We start from the raw sequence: 25134 nt of genomic DNA on the forward strand, positions 1-25134 counted from the left end.
TCTTACTGTGCCACCGCTTCTTTTGATGAAGCAGCCGCAGACGGTTCAATCTTTTGCTTCGTACCGGCTTCAAACGCGTACATCAGCGCTTCTTCATCAGACAAGCCGGCTTCTTTTTGCTCTTTAATCCGCTCTATCATTTGCTTGAAGTCTTTCGGAATCACTTTCACAAACCGGCCGACGGCCTCTTCCCAATGATCAAGTATCGAAGCTGCTTTTGAGCTTTCAGTATATCTGTAATGGTTTTCGATCATCGTTTTCAGTTCGGCGATTTCCTCAGGTGCTTCAAGTGTTTCAAATTCGATCATTTCAGGATTGCATTTCCGTTTAAAGGCTTTTTTGTCTTCGGCGTACACGTAGGCGATTCCGCCTGACATGCCCGCGGCAAAGTTTTTGCCGACGTCGCCGAGAATAGCGACGCGCCCGCCGGTCATGTATTCGCAGCCATGGTCGCCGATGCCTTCAACGACAACGCTGACTCCGCTGTTTCTGACGGCAAACCGTTCGCCGGCGAGTCCGTTAATATAAGCTTCTCCGCTTGTAGCACCGTAGAACGCAACATTTCCGACAATAACATTTTCACGGAATGCAGGGTTGAATTCGTCAGGCGCTTTGACGGCGATTTTTCCGCCTGAAAGACCTTTGCCGATATAATCATTGGCATCTCCTGTCAAATACATTGTCATTCCTTTTGGTACGAACGCGCCAAAGCTTTGCCCTGCTGAACCTGTGAATCTGAGCGTAATCGTATCTTCAGGGAGGCCTTCTTCGCCGTAGCGCTTAGAAATTTCACTTCCGGTTATGGCTCCTGTTACACGGTTGATGTTGCGGATTTCAAAGGATGCTTCCGCAGACGTGCCGTTTTCAACAGCTGACTGGACGGCGGGTAGAATTTGCGTAATATCAAGTGATTCATCGATTTTGTGGTTTTGCGGCGTACGGAATGTGCGTGCGCCTTCCGGCTGATATAGCAGGTTTGATAAATCGAGCTGACCCGCTTTCCAATGTGCTTTCGCCCGTTCGCTGACACGAAGGACATCCGTGCGGCCCACCATTTCATCAACTGTTCTGAAACCGAGCCGGGCCATCAATTCGCGAACTTCCTCTGCGACAAAGAGCATGTAATTCACGATGTGATCCGGATCGCCCATGAACTTTTTGCGCAGCTCAGGGTTTTGCGTCGCTACCCCGACAGGGCAAGTATCCAAATGACAGGCTCTCATCATAACGCAGCCGAGAACAACGAGCGGCGCTGTGGCAAAACCGAATTCTTCGGCTCCTAAAAGCGCAGCCATGACAACGTCTCTGCCGGTCATTAATTTGCCGTCTGTTTCCAATACGACGCGTTCGCGCAAACCGTTCATCATCAGTGTTTGATGAGCTTCTGCGAGTCCAAGCTCCCACGGAAGGCCGGTATGCTTAATGCTTGTTTTCGGTGAGGCTCCAGTGCCCCCGTCATAGCCGCTGATGACGATGACATCGGCAGTCGCTTTGGCGACTCCGGCTGCAATCGTGCCGACCCCGGCTTTAGCGACAAGCTTTACACTGATCCGTGCATCGCGGTTGGCGTTTTTCAAATCGTGGATCAACTGCGCCAAATCTTCAATCGAGTAGATGTCGTGGTGCGGCGGCGGTGAAATCAAGCCGACCCCAGGCGTAGATCCGCGTACATTGGCAACCCATGGATACACTTTGTTGCCAGGAAGCTGTCCGCCTTCTCCAGGTTTTGCACCCTGCGCCATCTTAATTTGCAGCTCATCGGCATTGACGAGATAATGGCTCTTCACACCGAAACGGCCTGAAGCGATTTGCTTGATCGCGCTGCGGCGGTTATCGCCATTTGCGTCAGGCGTAAAGCGCGCCGGATCTTCTCCGCCTTCCCCGCTGTTGCTTTTTCCGCCGAGACGGTTCATTGCAATCGCCAGCGCTTCATGGGCTTCCTTGCTTAAAGAGCCGAATGACATCGCCCCTGTTTTAAAGCGGCGCACAATCGATTCAGCGGATTCGACCTCTTCAAGCGGCAGCGGCTTCCGGTTTTCATCAAATGAGAAGAGATTGCGGAGAAAACCGATTCTTTCTTCATCAGCTGCTTTCGAATATTGTTTAAACAGGCTGTAATCACCTTTGCGGCATGCCCATTGCAGCGTGTGAATCGTTTTCGGGTTAAAAGCGTGGTGCTCCCCGCCTTTTCTCCATTGAAAATCGCTTCCCGAATCAAGCGTTTCGCTGAATGTATCTTCATACGCTTCCCTGTGGCGGCGCTTCGCTTCTTCGGCAATCGTATCCAGACCGATTCCGCCGAGCTGTGATGCCGTTCCTGTGAAATAGCTGTCTATGACGTCTTTGCTGATCCCAACCGCTTCAAAAATCTGTGCGCCCCTGTAGCTTTGAACAGTGGAAATACCCATTTTGGACATCACTTTTACGACGCCCTCTGTCACGCTTTTGCTGTATTTTGTAACGGCTTCTTCATAGCTGATGGAAAGTGCTCCGTCTTCAATCGCCTGCTTGTATGTCGCATACGTGAGGTACGGATGAATGGCATCCGCTCCGTAGCCGATCAAGGCGGCAAAATGGTGAACTTCGCGCGCTTCACCGGATTGGGCGATAATGCTGACTTTCGTACGTTTTCCCGCGCGGACTAAATACTGATGCAAGGCACTGACGGCTAGCAGCGCAGGAATCGGAGTCTTCTGACCGTCCATTTTGCGGTCGGATAAAATAAGGAGAGTCACGCCTTCGGCGATCGCTCTGTCCACTTCTTTAAACATATCTTCGAGGCCGCTCTTCAAGTCGTCTGTAAAGAGAGTATGAATCGTCTTGCTTTTGAAATCCTTATGCACAAGTCCTTTTAAAGAATTGAACTGTGCGTTTGTCAAGACCGGTGTATACAATTTAATCCGGCGGCAGCTGCTTTCATTCGGATGGAGAATATCGCCTTCCGCTCCGAGCCATGTCAATGTCGAAGTGACGATCTGCTCGCGGATTGCATCAATCGGCGGATTTGTAACTTGTGCAAACAGCTGTTTAAAATAGTTGAACAGCGATTGCGGACGGTCTGACAACACCGCCAGCGGGACATCGTGGCCCATTGAACCGAGCGGGTCTTTGCCTTCTGTAATGACAGGAATTAAATATTTGTGAATATCTTCGTACGTAAAACCGAATGCTTTTTGGCGGGTCAATAGGTCAGGCACAGATTTTTCTTCGGTTTCCTCAATATCGTTTGAGACATGAACCAGTTCTTTACTGAGCCATTCCTGGTACGGAAACTCCCCGGCGATTTCGGATTTGACTTCTTCATCGGAGATAATCCGCCCTTCTTCAAGATCAACAAGAAGCATTTTCCCGGGATCCAGCCGGTCTTTATATAAGATGTTTTCCTGTTCGACATCAATCACGCCGACTTCGGAGGAAAAAATAAGGTAGTCGTCTTTAGTGACATAATAGCGAGCGGGTCTGAGCCCGTTCCGGTCTAAAATGGCTCCGATCTGTTTTCCGTTTGTAAATGAAATCGCAGTCGGGCCGTCCCATGGCTCCATTAAAGAGCTGTGATATTCGTAAAATGCCTTCTTTTCTTTTGACATGTACGGGTTCTCGTTCCACGGCTCCGGAATCAGCATCATTGCAGCATGGGCCGGATTCCTTCCAGCCAGAACAAAGAATTCAAAAGCGTTATCCAGGATCGAGGAGTCGCTTCCGTTTTCATCGAGGATTGGCAAAACCTTTGGCAAGTCTTCGCCGAACGCTTCGGAAACAAACTGCTGCTCCCTCGCTTTCATCCAGTTCATATTGCCGCGCAGCGTATTGATTTCCCCGTTGTGGATCAGATAGCGGTTCGGATGTGCCCTTTCCCAGCTCGGAAACGTGTTTGTGCTGAAACGGGAGTGAACCAATGCAAAAGCTGAGACGAAGTCCTCGTCCTGTAAATCTTCATAGAAAGCATCAACCTGCTCGGGCGTTAAAAGTCCTTTATATACGATGGTATTGCTAGAGAGGCTGACAAAATAGAACGTTTTGTCGTGTTCTTTCGCCCAATTTTCGGCCTGTTTGCGAATGATGTACAACTTCCGTTCGAATGCCAGATTGTCTTTCAGCGCTTCATTTGCTCCGATGAATACCTGGCGGACGACTGGCGCGCTTTTCTGTGCGACTGTTCCGATTTTTCCGACATTTACAGGTACAGTTCGCCAGCCGAGCACCGTCTGTCCTTCCTGTTCGATCAGCTCGTTAATGAGCGCTTCGGTTTTTTCGCGCCCGCTGTCATCCTTAGAAAAGAAGATCATCCCGACGCCGTAGCGTCCTTTTTCAGGCAAGTTGAAACCGGCGCAGACTTTTTTGAAAAAAGCATCTGGAATCTGCATCATGATGCCTGCTCCGTCTCCGGTATGCGGGTCACTGCCCTGACCGCCCCGGTGGTCTAATTGGCAAAGCATTTGTAATCCTTTTTTGACAATATCATGAGTAGGAAGGCCCTTCAAATGAGCGTAAAGGCCGATTCCGCATGCATCATGTTCAAATTCAGGACGGTAGAGACCTTGTGCCTTTGGTAGTTGATTATAAGTCATTGTTCCTCTCCCCCGTTCATTTTTCCCGTTTGTCCCCGGTCATAAAATCTTACAAACTCTAATCCTATTGTAGGTTTTCAAATCTATACAAACAATATATAATTTAGATTAAAACTATCTCATTTTGAGATGAGCAGGTGAAACAACGATGGAATTACGCCAATTGCATTATTTTATGGAAGTTGCAGAAAGAGAGCACGTATCGGAAGCGGCCATGCACCTTCATGTCGCTCAGTCGGCGATCAGCAGGCAGATCGCCAATCTCGAAGAAGAGCTCGGTGTTGATTTGTTTGAGCGCGAAGGCCGCAATGTGAAGCTGACTCCGATCGGGAGACAGTTTTTAGACCATATTAAAACAGCGATGAAAGCGATCGATTTCGCGAAGGAACAAATCGATGAGTATTTGGACCCGAATCGCGGGACCGTTAAAATCGGTTTCCCGACAAGCCTTGCGGGCCAGTTCCTCCCGACGGTTATTTCCGCTTTTAAAGAGGAGCATCCTCATGTCGCTTTTCTTTTAAGGCAGGGATCTTATAAATTTTTAATCGAAGCGGTGAAAAACAGGGATATCGATTTGGCTTTTCTCGGTCCTGTTCCGTCAAATATCGCTGAGATTAAAGGGGACATTTTGTTTTCGGAAAGCCTTTTGGCACTCGTGCCGATCAATCATCCCCTATCAGGCCAGCAAAGCCTTCATCTCGGCGATCTCAGAAATGATCAGTATGTGCTGTTTCCAGACGGATACATCCTTCGAAAAATGGCTGTTGATGCATGCAAGCAAGTAGGATATACGCCTAAAATTTCCTCAGAGGGCGAAGATTTGGATGCGATCAAAGGGCTGGTTTCTGCTGATATGGGTGTGACGCTTTTGCCGGAAAGCGCCTTTAATGAAACGGCTCCCCGTTTTACAAAGAAGATCCCGATTGATTATCCTCAAGTAAAGCGCACAGTCGGAATCATCACCCCTAAAAACAGGGAGCTTTCCCCTTCTGCAAAAGTCTTTTATCAGTTCGTAAAGAAGTTTTTTTCTCGCCTTCAGCAATACCAATAGCCAGTATGACAACGAATTCAGCCGGGCGCAAAAGCTTGGCTGTTTTCATTTTATCATAAACAATGATTAATGTCTGAATTTTCTGTCCATTTATTCTCTGCGCATCTCTTCTATTGTAAAAAGCACATCTTATATATGTATGTTTATCCCCTTTTTTTATGCTGATTTTTCATACTGACGCCAGTTTTTTCTGTCTGGAAACGGACTCGCCTGCACTGGCTGCTGAAGTGAATGACATATTCCGTCAGCCGGATCGCGCCGTCACAAAGGACCGAAAAGGCGATCATATCGCCGCTCCCGTGATGAAGTTTTAAAAAAAGCCGCCATTCAGGCGGCTTATCGTTTCATTTTATTCCTTACTTTTTCGGCATATCGGCATGGATTAAATAATGAATCAACGCCTTTTGCTCTTGTTCGGAAAAGCCGCTTTTGGCGTCGATCCAGAATTCATGCCCTTTGCCGGTTACCCTTACCGCTTTTAAGTCGGGCGATTCCGAATTGCTTTTGACGACCTGCTGTCTTAAATCTCTGTCGATCATCGCCAGCAAACTGTTATAAGGATCCGCCTGCTTACCTTTTATGACCGTCTTTGGTAAGCCTGTCTCTTTTAATGAGCTTCCCACTGCAACCCCTCCGTCGTGCAAATAAGGAGCGCGCCAGTAAACGCCGATCAGACTCGGCACTTTGTACCCGCCTTTGGAATCTCCCTGCGCCCAGGAAAGCTTGATCTGTTCGGGGTCAAACCCGGCTGTCGGGACTTTCAGGATCTTCGGTTTGCGCGGCAGAGGCACCGGTGTGTCAGGCGAATGAATAAGGCTTTTCCCGAATATGTTTTCCGTTTTCTTAAAAGACCGGGCCCTTGTCGGCTCGGTTCCGATTTTTTCAACCGAGATGACCTTGTTGTTCGTCAAATACCGGCCGGCATGACAGGATATGCAGCCCGCTTGTTCAAAAACACGCCTGCCGCGCCTGACGGTTTGGCTGTCGGTTTTTTGCCGCGGATCAGGAGGTCTAAGTGTATTTTGCCAGGCGGATACAGCGTTGTTTTCTTCATTCACTTTTCGTCCGGGTGAGCTCACAAGTACGCCGTCGGGCGCCGCCAATGTGATGTTAGGATAGTTTGGCGGCTTGACCATTTGGTTGACGCCCGGTACTCCGGGAGTGGGATCAGCTTTTTTGAAAAACGCAGTCGGACTTTCCTTTTTTTTCGGCTGATACCTGTATGTTGAGACGGGAGCCCTTTGCAGGATCGTCCCGATATAAACATCTTCGCTCATGCCGAAAAGCGCCCGGCTTGCCGGGGCTTGCGAGAGGCTGTCCGAATTTTGCGCATGAACATTATTGCTGAACACAGTCAAGCCTTTAAAAGGACCGGCCATTGCCGAACCGCTCCAGCTGTACGGATGGTCGCCCAATGTATAGGCATCCGGAATCTGCGTGGGATTGCTTTTCATATCGATCGTCGAGTCGAAAAAACCTCTCGGCCACTTCAGGAAAATGCGATCGACCGCATCTTCGAGGCGGTCCGGATCGGGAAGGCGTTCTTTTTTGCCGTTTCTGGCAGTGATCACAGGGCTTTTATCATTCATAAATTGTTGAATATTATCAATTTCGGCATGTGTAAAATAAGCCGCTGAATTTGTCGCCAGCGCCAGCATCAGCCCTGTATTTAAATCAGAGTTTGTCACGCCTTCCATCACCTTCATCGTTTTCGGATCGACTGCGGCGTGGCAGGCCGCACAGCTGATGCCAGCTTTGATTTTTCCGTCAGCGTATTTGAAAGGCATGCCGAGCGGTGCGTATGCCCCTTTTGGAACATCAATGCCGGTGTCGATCTTCTCGCCTTTTTTAAAGATTTTCTCGCCGACCTTAACCGTTTCAGCTAATTCGATGCGCAAGTTCGTCGTCCCTTTCCCTTTCAATCCGGCAATGGCTTTCGTCATGTTGGCTGCTGTAATGGGACCGTCAAGGAGTCCGATGACATCTGTCAAAAACACTTCGTTGCCGAAAGTTTCCTTATAAAATGTCTCCCGTCCCAAGTCGAGAAGGCGGTCATCAACCTTTACAGCTCCCTCCTCTGCGGAGGCGGGCTTGTCCGGTGTAAATGCTCCCCATAGATCGTATCCGTGCACTCGTTTTTCTTTTGAGATGACTTTTTCTTTAGGAGGCATATATACATATTCCGGTTCAAGATGTCTGACCGTGATATAGCCAATTACGGCTAAAATCGCGATGATAGCAAATGCGGCTAACCATTTATGCTTTTTCATAATTGACCCACCTTTCTAATTGAATAGGATTCCCCAGAGCTGCCGTGAATCATTTAGAACGTATTACCAGCTATAACTTCCGGCGTCTCATGCCAGAATATGCATATGATGGGATTAAAGGAATGAGGCCATTTTGAAAAAGCTAAGCATTGTACTTGCCATTTTTATATGTGCGCTAATTTCATTTATTATATGGCTGAATGCCGGGAATGAAAAATTGGGACTCCCGGATGAAGAAGCAGAGGCCGTCAAATCCTCCAAAAAACCGGTCATTGTCCTGATCATCGACTCTTTGATGGATCAGCCTTTGAAAAAAGCGATTCAAGCAGGCCGCGCCCCGGCATTAAAATTCTTTCTTGAAAACGGTCATTATGAACCTGAAGTGGTAAACGCGTATCCGACCATGTCGGTCTCGATTGACAGCACCCTGCTCACCGGAACTTATCCGAATATCCACCGCGTTCCCGGGCTCGTCTGGTATAATCAGGATGAACAGAGAATCGTGAATTACGGGAGCGATAAAAAAGAAATCGCCACACTCGGCATCAAACAAACGATCGAAGACGGGATATTTTCTCTTAATCACCGCCATTTAAGCCGAAAGGTGACAACGGTCCATGATGATTTGCAAGTGCGAGGAAAACAGTCGGCATCCATCAACGGGCTCATATACAGAGGGCCTGACCGCCACGAATTAAATATCCCGCCCCCGCTCAAAAAGCTTAAATTGATGCCTGAACATATGACGGTAAACGGGCCGGCTCTTTTTTCGTTCGGCCGCTTTGCCCAGCTCGATCCCAATAACTCCTACCATCATATTTGGCAAGGTTATGGCGTTAACGACAAGTTCACAGCACAGGAAGTGGCCTATTTAATTAAAAAGAGGAAGCTTCCTGCGCTGACTGTCGCCTACTTGCCCGATTTTGACCATGATGCACACAAAAAAGGCCCGATGGACATGAAAGGCCTCGAAAAAATGGACCAGCAGCTGCAGCGTATATTGAATGCATATGATTCTTGGCGCGATGCGGCCGAAAAAGCGGTATGGGTCGTCATGGGTGATGGCGGGCAGACAGCGATCGGACGCGATAAAGACAAGGCCGCCATCCGGCTTCATTCGCTTTTTAAAGGATACCGGATCGCTAAAATAAACGAAGCCCCCGATCGAAACGCCCAGCTTCTTTTTGCAGTAAACGACAGAATGGCATACATTTATGTCACGGATCGAAACATGCCGCTGCAAGGTGCCGTCAATGAATTGAAAAAAGACGAACGAATCGCTTTCACAGCGTGGAAAAAAAGCGGCTGGATATATGTTGATTCGAAGCGTTCTTTAAAACCACTTCGGTTTCGTCCAAAAGGCGGCTATCAAGATCCTTACGGGCAGTCATGGACGATCAGCGGAGATTTTTCTTTATTGGACATTAAAGCAGACGGCGTCTCGATCCAATACGGCGATTACCCGGATGCTCTTGCCCGCCTGTACAGCGCCATGCATTCGCATCGCGGACAGTTTGTGATCGCCGACGCGAAACCCGGGTTCCAATTTGCCGGCGAAAAGTCTCCCCTCCATTTTGGCGGAGGCGGCCATGGCTCACTTTATAAAACGGATAGCTTGGCTCCGATGATCATCGTCGGTTCGGAAAAAGTTCCGGAACATCTTCGCCACCTTGAAATGAAAGATTTTTTTATGAAGCTCGTACAATGACCCGGTCATGTCATCAATGATCGGGTTTTTTTCTTTTTTATAAGTTTCTTCTTTGACAATCTTTTGTTGTTCTATGTATGATAATACCGTGTTTTAGTTTATTTACTTAATTAATTAAAATGGAGAAGCAGGTGCTTTTTATGAAACAAGATAAAGTCAGCAGCAAGACCGTTGTGCAGTTGATCGAAGCTTTCAACCGGCTGCGGTATGCGGAAATGAAGCAGTCTTTTCCTGCAGTTGAATGGAAAAAGACTGAGGCAAAAGCGCTGATGTTTTTAAATGAAGCAAGCGGTGAAGGCAAAATGGCATCCGAAATCAGCCGCGCTCTGCATGTCACCTCCCCTTTCGTCACGCAGATGTTGAACAGAATGGAAAAAAAAGGGCTCGTTTTTCGGCGCATGGATGAGGATGACAGGAGGATCGTCCGGATTTTTTTAACCGATGAAGGAAAAAAAGCGGCGGACGATGCGCTTAAAGGGCTGAACCGGTGGTTCCTGCAGCTCACTCGGTTTCTGGGCGAGGATGAAAGCAGGCAGTTCGCCGATTTGATTCATAAGTTATCCGAGTTTATCGAACACGGAGAAAAAACAAGTGAAAAGAAGGTTGAAAAATGATCTCACTCTTAAAATATTTAAAGCCTTATAAGCTGCAAGTGATTCTTGTCGCTGTTTTTACTTTGCTGAGCAGTGTGCTTGAGCTTTATTTGCCGACGTTAATGGCAGATGTCGTTGATGTCGGAATCGTGAACGGCGACATGCCATTCATATTGAGAACCGGCGGCTGGATGATCGCCTGCTCCCTTCTGGCCATCATCATGACTGTCGGAAAAGCGTTTTTCGCTTCGAAAACAGCCCTCGGCTTTGGAAGGGATATCAGGCGCAAGCTGTTTGTCAAAGTTGAACACTATTCAATGGATGAATTCGGAAAAATCGGTTCTGCTTCTCTCATTACCCGTACCACAAATGATGTCAAGCAAGTCCAGGATGTACTCAACATGATGCTTTCATTGATGACAAGAGCGCCGTTAATGCTGGTCGGCGGTATTGTGCTTGCCGTGTCCAGAGATGCCAAGCTGTCGATTATATTTCTGGCCGCTCTCCCGATCCTTGCGGGGCTGATTTTTCTCATTACAAGAAAAGCTGTTCCCTTATTCGGCGTTCTTCAAAAAAAGACGGATCGTCTCAACCTTGTTCTCAGGGAAGGTTTGACTGGGGTTCGCGTCGTTCGCGCCTTTAACCGAGTTGATCAAGAAAAAGCCCGTTTTCAAAAGGCAAACGAAGAGTTTCGCGATACAGGCATCGCCGTCAACAGAATTATGGCTTTTCTATTCCCTGTCATGATGATTATGATGAATTTCACGAACATCGCGATTATCTGGTTCGGAGGCATCCGCATCGATCAAGGCAGCATGCAGGTCGGGAACTTAATGGCTTTCCTTCAATATGCATCCATGATTCTAATCGCGCTGATCATGCTTGCGATGACATTCGTGATGATCCCAAGGGCTCAGGCATCTGCCGACCGCATTAACGAAGTGCTGTTAACAGTGCCTTCGATTACCGATCCGAAAGAGCCGCAGAAAGACAGCGGCTTGCGCGGTTATGTGGAATTTCAAGATGTGACTTTTCGTTATGCCGGAGCTGAAAAGCCCGTTCTCGAAAATATTACGTTCAAGGCAAAACCGGGTGAAACGACTGCGATCATCGGCAGCACAGGGGCCGGAAAAACGACGATTCTTCAATTGATCCCGAGATTTTTCGATATTGAAAAAGGGTCTGTGCTTGTCAACGGAACAGATGTCAGAAAGATGGCGCAAAAGGAGCTTCGCGCGAAAATCGGCTATGTCCCGCAAAAAGCTTCAATATTCAGCGGGACGATCAAGGACAATATCCGATTTGGCAAAGAAGATGCAACAGATGAAGAAATTTTGGAAGCACTTGAAACGGCACAGGCTGCCGAGTTTGTGGAAGGCAAGGAAAATGGAATTGAATCTGATATCGAGCAGGCCGGAGCCAACCTTTCAGGCGGCCAGAAACAGCGGCTTTCCATCGCCCGGGCATTGGTCAGAAAACCGGAAATTTATTTATTTGACGACAGCTTTTCGGCGCTTGATTACAAAACGGATCAAAAGCTGAGAAAAGCGCTTCAGAAAACCACCGCTGATGCCGCCGTCATTATTGTTGCCCAAAGGGTAAGCACGATTACAGATGCGGACCAAATCATCGTATTAAATGAAGGAAAAATAGCCGGTATCGGCACCCATCAACAATTGCTTGCTGAAAATGGAATTTACCAGGAAATTGTGGCATCACAGCAGGCCGAGGAGGAAAGCGCATGAGCCAACAACAAAAGCATCACGGCTCGATACCAAAAGGAATGCACGAGACAAAACCGAAAGAATTTAAAAAGACCCTCTTGAGATTGGCCCGCTATTTAAAACCGCGGACCTTCCAGCTGGTGCTCGTTGTCTGTGCTGCAATATTGGCGACGTTGTTTAATGTCATCAGTCCAAAACTTCTCGGAGATGCGACCTCTTCCCTTTTCGCAAGCTTTACAGAAGGCACCGGTGTTCAATTCGGCTTTCTCGGCCAGATCACGATGATCCTGGCAGGACTGTATCTGCTTTCTGCTTTCTTTACGTTCTTGCAGCAATACCTGATGGCCGGCGTAGCCCAGAAAACGATATACGAAATGCGCCAGGAAGTGAATGAAAAGCTGACGCGACTCCCTTTAAAGTACTATGACAAGCATTCGCATGGCGATACGCTCAGCCGCGCCGTCAATGATATTGACAATATTAATACGTCACTGCAGCAGGCGCTGACGCAAATGATTACGTCTGTCATTACCATAGTCGGAATCATCGTCATGATGCTCCTGATCAGCCCTGTGCTGACGCTCGTCGTCTTCATCACGGTTCCGCTCAGCATGCTCGCTGTCCGATTTATCGCCTCATTTTCGCAGAAACACTTCGGCACGCAGCAGAAAGAACTCGGCGACATCAACGGACACGTTGAAGAGATGTTTACAGGGCACCAGGAAGTAAAGGCATTCGGTCATGAAGAAAAAGCGATTCAGCAATTCGATGAAGTGAATGAGCGTCTTTACCAATCAGGCTGGAAAGCGCAGTTTATTTCAGGTCTGATGATGCCGATCATGACATTCATCGGCAACCTCGGCTATGTGTTTGTCAGCATAACCGGCGGTATTTTCGTTCTTAACGGCACCCTCTTAATCGGAGGCGTGCAGGCTTTTATCCAATACACGCAGCAATTTTCCCAGCCGCTCGTTCAAGCTGCCGGAATCGCGAATACAATCCAATCGGCAATCGCATCCGCCGAAAGGGTGTTCAGTCTTTTAGACGAAGACGAGGAAACCGAGGAGACGCCGGCTTCCATCGATACCGGCGCATTAAAAGGCGATGTATCGTTTGAACGTGTCGCCTTCGGCTATGATAAAAACGTTCCGGTCATCCGCGATTTAAGCCTCCATGCCAAAGAAGGCCAGACAATTGCGATCGTCGGACCGACTGGTGCAGGAAAAACGACGATCATCAATTTGCTGATGCGGTTTTATGAATTAAACAAAGGCAGCATCAAGGTCGGCGGCACTGACATCAGCGAACTGTCGCGCGAACAGGCCAGAAGCATGTTTGCGATGGTTTTGCAGGACACATGGCTGTTCAACGGCACCATCCGCGAAAACATCGCCTACGGACGTGATGGCGCAACAGATGAAGACATCATCAGGGCGGCAAAAGCCGCCTATGCCGACGATTTTATCCGTACCTTGCCGGACGGCTATGATACGGTACTGGGCGAAGATGCCCAAAACATCTCGCAAGGGCAGCGGCAGCTCCTCACGATCGCGAGAGCCATTTTAGCCGATCCGAAGATTTTAATATTGGATGAAGCGACTAGCAGTGTCGACACCCGGACGGAAATGAATATTCAAAAAGCGATGAACAAACTGATGGCTAACCGCACGAGTTTTGTCATCGCCCACCGTCTTTCTACCATTAAAGATGCCGACCTGATTCTTGTGATGAAAAACGGAGATATTATTGAAAAAGGCAGCCATGAAGAGCTTCTCCGCGAGAACGGTTTTTACGCCGATTTGTATAACAGCCAGTTCTCCCGGGAAGAAGCCGTAAGCTGAAAGATCGAGGCCGTACCTGATCAGGTGCGGCCTCGTTTTTTTCATCCATCTCTGAGCTGATGTTCCCGGTGTTGTGAGCATACCTCGCCTTTTTTCCTTTTTTAGATCCGATACTTTCGGCCAATTGACAATTTTTTCATGATATGTCCGTTGAAACCGTTGTAAAAATAGTGATAACGTAAAGATTGAACCGGTTCATCATGTATAAACGATTCATGTTAAAGGAGAGAGTTGACGTGGCAAATTCAAATTCACTTCAATCAAGCAAGCACTATGCCAATTGGATTCCGATGAAAGAAATCAGCTCCAGTAATGACCGGCTGTTTCCGTTCCCGATTTATAACCGGATCAGAAAGACGTCTCCTGTGCGTTACGATGATGAGCGAAAATGCTGGGATATCTTTTCGTATGAAGACGTTCAATTCGTGTTAAAAAACCCGAAGCTTTTCTCTTCAAAACGCGGCGGTAATATGGAAGGAAAAAGCATATTAACAATGGACCCGCCGAAACACACAAAAATGAGGGCCATCGTTAATAAAGCTTTTACGCCGAAAGCGGTGAAAGAGCTTGAGCCGCATATCGAAGAAGTGACGGCTTTTTTATTTAACGAAGCGAAACAGAAGGATTTGTTTGATGTGGTGGATGACTTGGCTGCTCCCCTTCCCGTCATTATCATTGCTGAACTTTTGGGCGTTCCGGCTGAAGACCGCCTCATGTTTAAACATTATTCAGACATCCTTGTCGCAGGTGCGGAAGACCGCTCGGCTGAAGCCGCTGAACAGATGTACAAACGCCGTGAAGAAGGCAATCGGTCTTTGGCGGATTATTTTAAAAACATTATCAAGCAGCGCAAAAAAGAGCCAAAAGACGACCTGATTTCGCTTTTGCTACGGGCAGAAGTTGACGGCAAGTCGCTGACAGAAGAAGAACTGCTGAATTTTTGCATCATTCTTTTGGTCGCAGGCAACGAAACGACAACTAACCTGATCGCAAACAGCGTCCGCTATCTCACCGAAGACAAAGCCACACAGGAAGCCGTAAGGCAAGATTTGTCCCTCGTTCCTGTTTTTGTTGAAGAAACACTGCGGTATTATCCGCCCGTGCAAGCAATCGGCCGCACGGCGGCTGAAGACCTTGACATCAAAGGCGTGCGGATTGCAAAAGGTTCCACGGTGATCAACTGGGTCGCTTCAGCGAACCGTGACGAACTGAAATTTGACGACCCTGACAGCTTTAAGCTTGATCGTAAATCAAACCCTCATATGAGCTTCGGCTTCGGCATCCACTTTTGTCTCGGTGCTCCCCTTGCCCGGCTTGAAGCGAAAGTCGCACTCGATTACTTGCTGCGGCATGCATCCGTGGAAAAGGACAGCTCAGAGGAGCTTGAAGCGATTCAAAGTCCGTTTGTCTTCGGCGTCCGTCATCTCCCCGTACGCCTTTCGCAAAAATAGCACGAAAAAAGGACAGGCTGTTTCAAGCCTGTCCTTTCCTGATTGTTTAAGGGTTTGTAGACCACATGCCCGCTGATTTAATAAAAATGCGCGGATGCAGTTTAAGTTGGGCAACCATGTATTCCGCCAGATCTTCAGGCTGCATGACGCGTTCCGGATTGCCGTCTGTTAATTTGGAGTCGATTGCCAAGTCCGTCGCAACCGTGCTCGGTGTAAGAGCACTCACGCGGATATTGTGCTTTCTGACTTCCTGCATCAGCGATTCGGTCAGTCCGAGTACCGCGAACTTAGACGCGCTGTAGGCGCTTGTCCCGGCTGCTCCTCTTTGGCCTGCTGTAGAAGAAATATTAATAATATCGCCGGCTTTTCTTTCGATCATTTCAGGCAGAACGGCGCGTGTTACATTATAAACTCCCATCAGATTCACCTGGACAATATTTTCCCACTCCTCGGGGGATTGCTCAAGAAATCCTGCAAACCCGCCGATCCCGGCATTGTTAATGAGAATGTCGATTTGTCCAAGCTCTCCTTTTACGGATTGGACTGCACGTTCTACAGCTGTTAAATCCTTTACGTCAGCTGCGGCTACAGATACTTTTACGCCGAACGCCTTTAATTCCTCTGCTGCTTTTTCAAGATTCGCAGCTGTACGGCCGATAAGGCCGATATGTACGCCTTCTTTTGCAAGGGCAATCGCTGTTGCGCGGCCGATCCCTCTTCCCCCTCCTGTAATCAGAGCGGTTTTGTTTTGTAAAGATTGCATATGAAAAACTTCCTTTCTATATGTATCACACGTTTAAATTATAGGAAAATAAACTACGTTTTTGCAAATATGACGACTTGCGAAGAATAAACCGCCTGCGCAGCTGGCATCTTCCGCGAACCGACCGGATTAAATCGGCCATCGTTATATTCGATTGCATGAAGAAACAAAAAAAGAACCATGGTTTTACCAGGTTCTTTTAATATTGCATAAAAACAGACGCGATGATATAATCAGATCACGCACGTTTAAAATTAAATGTTATAGATATCCCATCTTACATTTTAAGTCTACCATATCAGAAAGCTCTTGTCAAATTTTTTTTCGAAGGAGAGATGCAGAATGAGTCATTTCGTTCTCGGTTTTCATGAAATGGAAAAAACACAGCTTTTGCTTGTCGGGGGAAAAGGGTTAAATTTAGGGGAATTATCAAAAATTCAAGGAATACAAGTGCCAGAAGGCTTTTGCGTCACGACAGCAGGATTTCAAAAAGCCGTCAAGGGAAACGAAACGTTCCAAGCGTTGCTGGCTCAACTGGCCATGCTAAAAGTTGAGGATCGGGATCAAATTAGTGACATCAGCAGGAAGATTCGGCAAATCATTATGGAAGCAGAAATTCCTGCTGATGTTGTGAAAGCAGTTGCTCACTATCTCTCTCAATTTGGCGAGAAACATGCTTATGCAGTGCGTTCTAGCGCGACTGCCGAGGATTTGCCGCATGCTTCTTTTGCGGGTCAACAAGATACCTATTTAAATGTTATCGGCAAGGATGCGATCTTGCAGCATATCAGCAAATGCTGGGCTTCCCTGTTCACGGAGCGCGCGGTCATCTACCGTATGCAGAATGGATTCGATCACAGGCAAGTTTATTTATCCGTTATCATTCAAAAGATGGTTTTCCCGCATGCTTCAGGGATTTTATTTACCGCTGATCCGATGACTTCCAACCGGAAACTGCTTTCAATCGATGCCGGTTTTGGACTTGGAGAAGCTCTGGTCTCCGGCTTGGTCTCTGCCGATTGTTATAAAGTGCAAAACGGACAAATCGCCGATAAGAGAATAGCGGCCAAGAAATTGGCGATTTATGGACGAGCACAAGGCGGAACAGAGACAAAGCAGATCGATCCTGATCAGCAGATGTCTCAAGCACTCACTGATGGGCAAATTTTACAGCTGGCACGTATCGGAAGACAGATCGAAGCTCATTTCGGCCAGCCGCAAGATATCGAATGGTGTTTGGCTGATGATACATTTTATATTGTTCAGAGCCGGCCGATCACGACTTTATTCCCGATCCCTGAAGCGAATGATCAAGAAAATCACGTCTATCTATCTGTTGGTCATCAGCAAATGATGACTGATCCCATTAAACCGTTGGGATTGTCTTTTTATCTGTTAATTACTCCTGCACCTATGCGTAAAGCCGGCGGGAGATTGTTTGTTGATGTTGCGCCTAGGCTGACGACACGTGCCGGCCGGGAAGCTTTATTAAACACCGTGGGAGCAGATCCGCTTACAAAAGACGCAATCATGACCGTAATCGAGCGAGATTTTATAAAATTGATGCCAAATGATCAAACAGCACCGATTCCGGGCAACGGTCAAACAGATATGCCGGTGCAATTCGAGAACGATCCGACAATCGTTTCTGATTTGATGAAGCGCAATCAAACATCGATCGAAGAGTTAAAGCAAAACATCCAAGCGAAATCGGGATCGGATTTGTTTGATTTTATACTGGAAGATATCCAGCAATTAAAGAAGATCGTATTTGACCCGCAAAGTACGGCTGTGTTTATGGCTGCTATAAATGCGACAACATGGATCAATGAAAACATGAACAAGTGGCTAGGCGAAAAAAACGCCGCTGATAACCTTTCTCAATCTGTACCGGGCAATATTACTTCGGAAATGGGTCTGGAGCTGATGGATGTCGCGGATGTGATTCGCCCTTATCCAGAAGTGATTGATTATTTGCAGCATGCAAAAGAAGATAACTTTCTCGATGAACTGGTTAAGTTTGATGGTGGAAAGGAAATTCAAGACGCTATTTATGATTATCTCAGCAAATACGGAATGCGGTGTCCCGGAGAAATTGATATTACAAGACCTCGCTGGAGTGAAAAACCAATTACACTTGTCCCCATGATTCTTAGTCATATCAAAAACTTCGAGCCTAACGCCGGCAATCGAAAGTTTGAGCAAGGGCGGCGGGCTGCTTTGGAAAAAGAACAAGAGTTAATTGATCGATTGAAGCAATTGCCGGATGGTGAACAAAAAGCTAAAGAAACAAAACGAATGATCGATCTCATCCGGAATTTCATCGGCTACCGGGAATATCCAAAATACGGCATAGTCAGTCGCTACTTCGTATATAAGCAGGCATTGCTGAAAGAAGCCGAACAACTCGTACAAGCGGGCGTTATTCATGAAAAAGAAGATATATACTACCTCACTTTTGAAGAGCTTCACGAAGTCGCACGCACAAAAAAAATAGATAACCAGATCATCAGCAAACGGAAAGACGAGTACAAATTATATGAAAAACTAACTCCACCGCGTGTGATCACGTCTGATGGCGAAATCATTACAAGTGCGTACAAACGAGAAAATTTGCCGCCTAATGCGATTGCAGGCCTGCCTGTTTCTTCCGGAGTGATAGAAGGAAGAGCACGTGTCATTTTAAACATGGAAAATGCCGATCTGGAAGATGGAGATATATTAGTCACCTCCTTTACCGACCCAGGCTGGACACCATTATTTGTATCCATAAAAGGCCTGGTCACCGAAGTCGGCGGATTGATGACCCACGGAGCAGTGATCGCACGCGAATATGGCCTGCCGGCAGTCGTCGGAGTGGAGAATGCGACTGGGCTGATAAAAGATGGGCAACAAATTCGCGTGCATGGCACAGAGGGATATATCGAAATATTGTAATGGTGTCTGTTGCCCAAATAAATACGGGAGTCGACAGTGCATTTAAAAGAACTCTTCAGATTTAGTATCTATCAGGGAAAGGATCCGGAGATAAATTTCTTCAGTCAGAACAGCTGCCAGCAATACAGGTAAATTATACCTGTAATAATCGGCTGATTTGACTGAAAAGATGATCTATGTCCTTCCCTCCCTGTCTTTTCATAATCATCCATACGTTAACTTCAAAAGATGAACCTGACAATTTTATTGTAAATATGGGTGAAACCGAGTATACTCATATAGTTGCCAATCATGAAGAAAAACAATGAACGGCGGTGGAGACACGTTATTATATAAGATGAAAAACGAAAGAAACAAATTGGGACTCCGGATATCTGGGAATCCTACATATCATTTGTCGTCATGTTTTTGGGTAAATTGTATTACAGGAGGTTTGATATGGAGAAAAAGTTTAATTCCAAAGCAATATTAGTCACCTTCATGATTGGTGCATTTTTTGCAATATTAAATGAAACGCTGTTGAACATCGCATTAACAGAGCTGATGGAAGTCTTTCACGTTGATGCCCCGACTGTTCAATGGCTGGCAACCGGATTTATGCTTGTCATGGGTGTTTTAATGCCTATTTCCGCTTTACTGATTCAATGGTTCACGACAAGACAGATGTTTATCGGCGTCATGTCGATTTTTTTAGTCGGAACCATCATCGCCGCTTGTGCAGTGAATTTTCCGATGCTCTTGACGGGGCGCATGATTCAGGCGGTCGGTACAGGTCTCTTGATCCCTATTATTATGAACGCGCTCTTGCTCATTTATCGGCCTGAAGTCCGCGGGAAAATCATGGGGACGTTCGGTTTAGTCATCATGTTTGCTCCGGCGATCGGCCCCACTCTTTCGGGCGTCATTGTTGACATCCTCGGCTGGCGCTGGCTGTTTATTATCGTCATCCCTTTTGCAGTATTTTCAATCTTGTTTGCGGTGAAGTATTTGCAAAATGTCGGAGAAGCGACGCGCCCGCGGGCTGATTTTTTATCGATCGTTCTCTCAACCATCGGGATCGGCGGAATCGTATACGGATTCAGCAGTGCCGGAGAGGCTCCAGAAGGGTTTCAGTCCCCTCTGATCATCGGTGTAATCATCGTCAGCCTGATCAGTATCGTGTTGTTCGTGCTTCGTCAGCTGAAGCTTGAACAACCGTTGCTCGATGTGCGTGTGTTCGCCTATAAAAATTACACGCGCGGGGTCTGCCTATTTGTGATTGTCATTATGGCGATGTTCGCTTCCGAAATCGTGATGCCGATGTATTTGCAAGGACCGCTTGGTTTTACAGCCAAAGCAGCAGGGCTTTTACTTTTGCCCGGGGCCTTGCTAAACGGTCTCATGTCACCGGCCATGGGCGCTTTATTCGATAAGTTCGGGCCGAGAAAACTCATCATTCCGGGTACGATCGTTCTCGTCGTCGTGATGTTTTTCTTCAGTAGGATCAATCCTTCGGTGCCGGTCTGGGCGTTTATTATTGTGTACATCATCTTGATGCTGTCGATCTCAGCCATCATGATGCCTGCGCAGACGAATGCATTAAACGAATTGCCGAAACATTTATATCCTCATGGAACGGCAATCGCCAACACGCTTCAGCCTGTTGCAGGCGCACTCGGTGTTTCGGTGTTCGTCAGCATCATGAGCCAAGGCCAGAAAAGCTATCTTGCCGGACAAGAAGCCGCAAGCCCACAAATCGTGCATGAAGCGATGACTCACGGTGTTCACCATGCCTACTGGTTTGCGCTTGCTTTATGCTGTATCGCTTTCTTTACCGCTTTATTTATTAAAAAAGCGGTCGCGCCTGATTTTGATAAAGAATAAACAAAAACTTAAAGGATGTCCTTCCAGGGGCATCCTTTTTTATCGTTGTTCTGCCGCGATTCTTTCGGCTCTTATTTTCAGAATTGACGAGATTTTGTGATATAATGCTAGAATCATATTCATTTTATCGGAAAGGAACGGATTCCATGGAGTCATTTGTTGATCAAAAAGACGGGATTTTCAAATCCGTATGTTCGCTCGACTGCCCGGATCAATGCGGGCTGCTCGTTCATAAAAAAGACGGAAAAATCGTTAAAATACAAGGCGACCCGGATCATCCGGTCACACAGGGCAATATTTGCAATAAAGTCCGCAATATGACGGAGCGTATTTATGATCCCAAACGGCTGAAAACTCCGCTGAAACGGACGGGTCCAAAAGGTGACGGGATTTTTGAACCGATCAGCTGGGATGAAGCAATTGAAACGATTCGCTCCCGCTGGCAGTCGCTCATTGAACAGGAAGGCCCCGAAAGCATTCTGCCCTACAGCTTTTACGGCAATATGGGGAATTTGACGGCTGAAGGAATGGACAGGCGCTTTTTTCACCGCCTCGGGTCGAGCCAGCTTGACCGGGCGATTTGCACTCCTGCCGGTTCTGTCGGCTATAAATACACGATGGGCGGAAGCATCGGCACAGACCCTGAAGATACAACGGAAACAAAACTGTTTATCTTTTGGGGAATCAATGCAGTCTCAACCAACATGCATCAAATCACTATTGCTCAAAAAGCCCGGAAAAACGGTGCAAAAATCGTTGTGATCGACGTTCATAAAAATCAGACAGGGCGGATGGCGGATTGGTTTATTCCGATTCGTCCCGGCACGGACAGCGCGCTTGCGCTTGGCATTATGCATGTCTTATTCGAGGAAAATTTGGCTGATGAACCATTTCTGAAAGAATTTACAGTCGGCCATGAAGAGCTCCGTCGCCATGTACTGCAATACGATCCCGCCACTGTAGAGGCAATCACCGGCGTATCCCGGAATGATATTATCGAGCTCGCCCGCTTGTACGGCCGCACCTCCCCTTCCCTGATCCGGATCGGCAACGGTCTTCAGCATCATGACAATGGAGGAATGATTGTTCGCACCATCGCGTGCCTGCCCGCGATCACGGGCCAATGGACGAAAAAAGGAGGCGGAGCGATCAAAGGCAACACGGCATTTTTGGCCTATAATACAAAAGCTTTGCAGCGTCCCGATTTACTAAAAGGCAGAACGCCGAGAGTCATCAACATGAATCAGCTCGGCAAAGCTCTCCTAGAAACCGAGCCTCCGATCCGTTCGCTGTTTGTGTACAGCAGCAATCCGGCCGTCGTCGCGCCGGAGGCGAACAAAGTCAGGAAAGGGCTTGAGCGCGAAGATTTATTCACGGTTGTTCACGATTTATTCCTGACGGAAACGGCACGGTATGCCGATATCGTCCTGCCGGCTTCTTCCGCTTTCGAAAATACGGATTTCTATACATCATATTGGCACCATTATGCGCAAATTCAGCAGCCTGTTATTGAAAAATACGGTGAGAGCAAGTCAAATACAGAAGTATTCAGACTTTTGGCTGAGGCGCTGGGCTTTGATGATGAACCGCTGAAAGATTCCGACGAAGAGATGATCAGACAGGCGCTTGACTACCCTGATAATCCGTGGCTCGACGGCATTGACTACGACAGCCTGACTGAAAAGCATTTTGTCAAAGCCAATCGGAAAACGATTTTTCCTGATAAACTGCCAACGCCCAGCGGAAAAATTGAATTGTACTCAAAACTGATGGAACAGCACGGCTATCCGGGCCTGCCGACTCATACCCCGCTTGTTGAAACTGACAAGTATCCGTTTTTATTTGTACCCGGACCGAATCATAATTTTTTAAATTCGACCTTTTCAAACAATGAAAAGCATATCAAACTAGAAAAGGAGCCGAAACTTCACTTAAATAGAAAGGATGCCGAAGAAAAAGGCATCGAAAACGGAGATTTGGTGAAGGTTTGGAATGACCGCGGATCATGTATCCTGCCCGCTGCGGTCGGAGAACACGTCCTTCCGGGTGTGGCCGTCAGCCAAGGATTATGGGCGGATGCAGATGGGAAGCATTATCTCGTCAATGCGCTGACGCCTGATCGATTAGCTGATATGGGCGGTGGAGCAACTTTCTTTTCCGGAAGAGTTCAAATTGAAAAAATATGAACGTGTACAAAAGACCGGTTGAAACAAAACCGGTCTTTTGTCACTTTGTCTTCTTTAAAGTTTTGGCATAATCGGCGGCGAACGCCGTGCTGTTTTTCAAAAATTTGATAATGGTTTGCAGTTCCCCCTCTGAATATCGGCTTAAAAATCCGGCAGATTCTTGCGCCAAGTCTTGAAAGATATGAGAGATCTTCTCCGTGTTTTCCGGGATCAGCTCGACTAAAAGACGCCTTCTGTCGGACGAATCCCTGATGCGTCTGACATAGCCCGTTTTCTCAAGGCGGTCGATCACGCCTGTGATCGCTCCCGTTGTCAGCCCGCTTTTTGCGGCAAGCTCCCCCGCTGTTACTTTCCCTTCCCGCGTGATAATCTCAAGGCATTTATGATCCGTAGCGTTCAGTCCGATTTTCTCGCCGATCGCCTCGTGCAGAAAAATGGTTGCGGTGCTGTGAAATCTCAACTGCTGTATCAGCTCGTTGAGCAGCCCTTCTCCTTCAATATGATTTGTTCTTGACATCGGTAACACCCTTCTATAAAATCATTATGTCTTAGCAGCTAAGATATTTATTTCCTGATATAAATGATCATAACAGGATGAAGCGTCCATGCCAAACGCTGCTTTAGAACGAATTTATTTAAAGGAGAATAGATTGATTTGTCACAAACTCAAAATCAAAAATTAGGATTTGTTGTAACAGGGCTTTTGCTTGCTATTTTGATGGCTTCGATGGACAATACCATCGTTGTCACGGCAATGGGAACAATTGTCGGCGATCTTGGCGGACTCGACAGCTTTGTCTGGGTTGTATCTGCCTTTATGGTCGCTGAAATGGCCGGCATGCCGATATTCGGCAAGCTGTCGGATATGTATGGAAGAAAACGTTTTTTTCTTTTTGGCAGCATCGTGTTCATGGCGGGATCAGCATTGTGCGGAACGGCTACAACCATTGAGCAGCTCAGCATTTACCGCGCGATCCAAGGAATTGGCGGAGGCGCGCTCATTCCGATTGCTTTTACCATCATTTTTGATATTTTCCCGCTGGAAAAACGCGGTAAGATCACTGGACTTTTCGGCGCTGTTTTTGGCCTTTCGAGCATTTTCGGACCGCTCATCGGCGCCTATGTCACTGACTACATCAGCTGGCACTGGATTTTTTATATGAATCTGCCGCTCGGTATGGTTTCTTTTGTTTTCATTCTTCTATTTTACAAAGAAACGAAACAGCATGAAAAGCATCGCATTGATTGGCTAGGGGCGATCACGCTCGTAGGAGCGGTCGTCTGCCTCATGTTTGCGTTGGAGCTCGGCGGCGAGAAATACGCCTGGGATTCGAATGTCATCCTTACTCTTTTCGGAAGTGCAGCCGCCTTATTGGTTTGCTTCCTCATGATCGAACGTAAGGCCAGTGAACCGATCATTTCGTTTCATATGTTTAAAAACCGGCTGTTTGCCGGCAGCACGCTTGTCGCTTTATTTTACGGCGGGACATTTATTTCAGCTACCATCCAGATTCCGATCTTTGTTCAGGGTGTTTACGGAGATTCTGCGACAAACTCCGGGCTTGTTCTTTTGCCGATGATGCTCGGCTCTGTCGTATCAGCCCAGCTTGGCGGATTCTTAACGACAAAAATGAGCTACCGGAACATTATGCTCATCTCCGGACTGGTTCTCGTCAGCGGGTTTTCTTTATTAAGCACGCTTAACATTGACACTCCGCGTTTATTATTAACCATTTATATGATTGTTGTCGGCTTGGGAGTCGGTTTTTCTTTCTCTGTATTAAGCATGGCGGCTATCCATCATTTCGGCCCGGAACAGCGCGGCTCAGCGACTTCTACGAGCAACTTTATGCGCTCTCTCGGCATGACGATCGGCGCCAGTATGTTCGGCATGATTCAAAAAAACCAATTTTCAGAACAGATGGAAGATATGTTTAAAAGCACAGGCGCTTCAAATCTCGCCTCACCGAATGATGCCAACCAGATTTTGTCTAGTGCCCGGGCATCAATGCCACCGGATATTTTAAATCACATCACCGAGGCGCTGTCACATTCGATTGTTCATACGTTTACTTGGGCAATTTTCCCCGCAGCGGCCGCCTTTTTGCTCGTGTTTTTCATGCCGAATGACAGGGTGAAACCGAGAGCTAAGAAGCAAGTGAACAAAGCGGGCTGAACA

At 47.3% G+C, this 25134-nt stretch carries 14 protein-coding genes; 10 read left to right on the forward strand and 4 right to left on the reverse strand.

What is annotated here, in order from left to right; translation table 11 throughout:
* Nucleotides 1-2 precede the first annotated feature (2 nt).
* Nucleotides 3-4568 (reverse strand): glutamate synthase large subunit, encoded by a 4566-nt coding sequence (gltB, locus tag LQ247_RS20375; RefSeq protein ID WP_231006542.1) that lies wholly within the window; start codon nucleotides 4566-4568, stop codon nucleotides 3-5.
* A 148-nt stretch (nucleotides 4569-4716) separates the two neighbouring features.
* Between gltB and LQ247_RS20380 the strand changes: the two genes are divergently transcribed.
* On the forward strand, nucleotides 4717-5619 hold the full coding sequence (locus tag LQ247_RS20380; protein WP_020451722.1) for a LysR family transcriptional regulator: 903 nt from the start codon (nucleotides 4717-4719) through the stop codon (nucleotides 5617-5619).
* Nucleotides 5620-5975: 356 nt separating this feature from the next.
* Here the strand turns inward: LQ247_RS20380 and LQ247_RS20385 are convergent, their stop codons facing one another.
* Nucleotides 5976-7889: a di-heme oxidoredictase family protein gene (locus tag LQ247_RS20385; protein WP_269146051.1), complete on the reverse strand. Its 1914-nt coding sequence runs from the start codon at nucleotides 7887-7889 to the stop codon at nucleotides 5976-5978.
* 133 nt (nucleotides 7890-8022) lie between these two features.
* Here LQ247_RS20385 and LQ247_RS20390 point away from each other — a divergent pair, with 133 nt between their 5' ends.
* The 5 genes from LQ247_RS20390 to LQ247_RS20410 all read left to right on the forward strand — a co-directional run bounded on the left by LQ247_RS20390 (nucleotide 8023) and on the right by LQ247_RS20410 (nucleotide 15206).
* Entirely contained in the window at nucleotides 8023-9597 is a 1575-nt protein-coding gene (locus LQ247_RS20390; protein WP_105978804.1) for an alkaline phosphatase family protein, read from the forward strand.
* Between the two features lie 140 nt (nucleotides 9598-9737).
* Complete coding sequence (locus LQ247_RS20395) at nucleotides 9738-10211, forward strand: MarR family winged helix-turn-helix transcriptional regulator (RefSeq protein ID WP_231006543.1); 474 nt, start codon at nucleotides 9738-9740, stop codon at nucleotides 10209-10211.
* Nucleotides 10208-11935 carry an ABC transporter ATP-binding protein gene (locus LQ247_RS20400; protein ID WP_023855736.1) on the forward strand — a complete coding sequence of 576 codons (1728 nt, stop codon included), beginning with the start codon at nucleotides 10208-10210 and terminating at the stop codon, nucleotides 11933-11935. Before LQ247_RS20395 ends, LQ247_RS20400 begins: the two co-directional genes overlap by 4 nt.
* Nucleotides 11932-13755, forward strand: a complete 1824-nt coding sequence (locus LQ247_RS20405; protein ID WP_231006544.1) for an ABC transporter ATP-binding protein — start codon at nucleotides 11932-11934, stop codon at nucleotides 13753-13755. The genes LQ247_RS20400 and LQ247_RS20405 overlap by 4 nt, the downstream gene beginning before the upstream one ends.
* Nucleotides 13756-13991: 236 nt before the next feature.
* Nucleotides 13992-15206, forward strand: coding sequence for a cytochrome P450 (locus tag LQ247_RS20410; protein WP_106071095.1), 1215 nt, complete (start codon nucleotides 13992-13994; stop codon nucleotides 15204-15206).
* Nucleotides 15207-15252: 46 nt separating this feature from the next.
* Here LQ247_RS20410 and LQ247_RS20415 read toward each other — a convergent pair whose 3' ends face one another.
* A complete protein-coding gene (locus tag LQ247_RS20415; protein ID WP_020451729.1) occupies nucleotides 15253-15969 on the reverse strand; it encodes a 3-ketoacyl-ACP reductase in 717 nt (238 codons plus the stop codon).
* Between the two features lie 342 nt (nucleotides 15970-16311).
* Here LQ247_RS20415 and ppsA point away from each other — a divergent pair, with 342 nt between their 5' ends.
* From ppsA to LQ247_RS20430, 3 genes are all read left to right on the forward strand, one after another.
* The gene (gene ppsA / locus LQ247_RS20420) at nucleotides 16312-18906 is read left to right on the forward strand and encodes a phosphoenolpyruvate synthase (protein WP_231006545.1); all 2595 of its coding nucleotides are present in this window, start codon (nucleotides 16312-16314) and stop codon (nucleotides 18904-18906) included.
* Nucleotides 18907-19344: 438 nt separating this feature from the next.
* Complete coding sequence (locus tag LQ247_RS20425) at nucleotides 19345-20769, forward strand: MDR family MFS transporter (protein ID WP_231006546.1); 1425 nt, start codon at nucleotides 19345-19347, stop codon at nucleotides 20767-20769.
* Between the two features lie 146 nt (nucleotides 20770-20915).
* Nucleotides 20916-22955: a molybdopterin-containing oxidoreductase family protein gene (locus LQ247_RS20430; protein WP_023855732.1), complete on the forward strand. Its 2040-nt coding sequence runs from the start codon at nucleotides 20916-20918 to the stop codon at nucleotides 22953-22955.
* Between the two features lie 40 nt (nucleotides 22956-22995).
* Here LQ247_RS20430 and LQ247_RS20435 read toward each other — a convergent pair whose 3' ends face one another.
* The gene (locus LQ247_RS20435) at nucleotides 22996-23472 is read right to left on the reverse strand and encodes a MarR family winged helix-turn-helix transcriptional regulator (protein ID WP_231006547.1); all 477 of its coding nucleotides are present in this window, start codon (nucleotides 23470-23472) and stop codon (nucleotides 22996-22998) included.
* Nucleotides 23473-23673: 201 nt separating this feature from the next.
* Between LQ247_RS20435 and LQ247_RS20440 the strand changes: the two genes are divergently transcribed.
* Nucleotides 23674-25131, forward strand: a complete 1458-nt coding sequence (locus LQ247_RS20440) for an MDR family MFS transporter (protein WP_231006565.1) — start codon at nucleotides 23674-23676, stop codon at nucleotides 25129-25131.
* Nucleotides 25132-25134 lie beyond the last annotated feature (3 nt).

Source organism: Bacillus sp. BS3(2021) (assembly GCF_021043345.1).
In the GTDB taxonomy this organism is placed as follows: domain Bacteria; phylum Bacillota; class Bacilli; order Bacillales; family Bacillaceae; genus Bacillus; species Bacillus paralicheniformis.

What these genes read in the sequence shown, in the direction of transcription:
- gltB (WP_231006542.1), bottom strand. Translation starts at nt 4,568, where the DNA reads ATGACTTATAATCAACTACCAAAGGCACAAGGTCTCTACCGTCCTGAA.
- LQ247_RS20380 (WP_020451722.1), top strand. Translation starts at nt 4,717, where the DNA reads ATGGAATTACGCCAATTGCATTATTTTATGGAAGTTGCAGAAAGAGAG.
- LQ247_RS20385 (WP_269146051.1), bottom strand. Translation starts at nt 7,889, where the DNA reads ATGAAAAAGCATAAATGGTTAGCCGCATTTGCTATCATCGCGATTTTA.
- LQ247_RS20395 (WP_231006543.1), top strand. Translation starts at nt 9,738, where the DNA reads ATGAAACAAGATAAAGTCAGCAGCAAGACCGTTGTGCAGTTGATCGAA.
- LQ247_RS20400 (WP_023855736.1), top strand. Translation starts at nt 10,208, where the DNA reads ATGATCTCACTCTTAAAATATTTAAAGCCTTATAAGCTGCAAGTGATT.
- LQ247_RS20405 (WP_231006544.1), top strand. Translation starts at nt 11,932, where the DNA reads ATGAGCCAACAACAAAAGCATCACGGCTCGATACCAAAAGGAATGCAC.
- LQ247_RS20415 (WP_020451729.1), bottom strand. Translation starts at nt 15,969, where the DNA reads ATGCAATCTTTACAAAACAAAACCGCTCTGATTACAGGAGGGGGAAGA.
- ppsA (WP_231006545.1), top strand. Translation starts at nt 16,312, where the DNA reads ATGAGTCATTTCGTTCTCGGTTTTCATGAAATGGAAAAAACACAGCTT.
- LQ247_RS20425 (WP_231006546.1), top strand. Translation starts at nt 19,345, where the DNA reads ATGGAGAAAAAGTTTAATTCCAAAGCAATATTAGTCACCTTCATGATT.
- LQ247_RS20430 (WP_023855732.1), top strand. Translation starts at nt 20,916, where the DNA reads ATGGAGTCATTTGTTGATCAAAAAGACGGGATTTTCAAATCCGTATGT.
- LQ247_RS20435 (WP_231006547.1), bottom strand. Translation starts at nt 23,472, where the DNA reads ATGTCAAGAACAAATCATATTGAAGGAGAAGGGCTGCTCAACGAGCTG.
- LQ247_RS20440 (WP_231006565.1), top strand. Translation starts at nt 23,674, where the DNA reads ATGGCTTCGATGGACAATACCATCGTTGTCACGGCAATGGGAACAATT.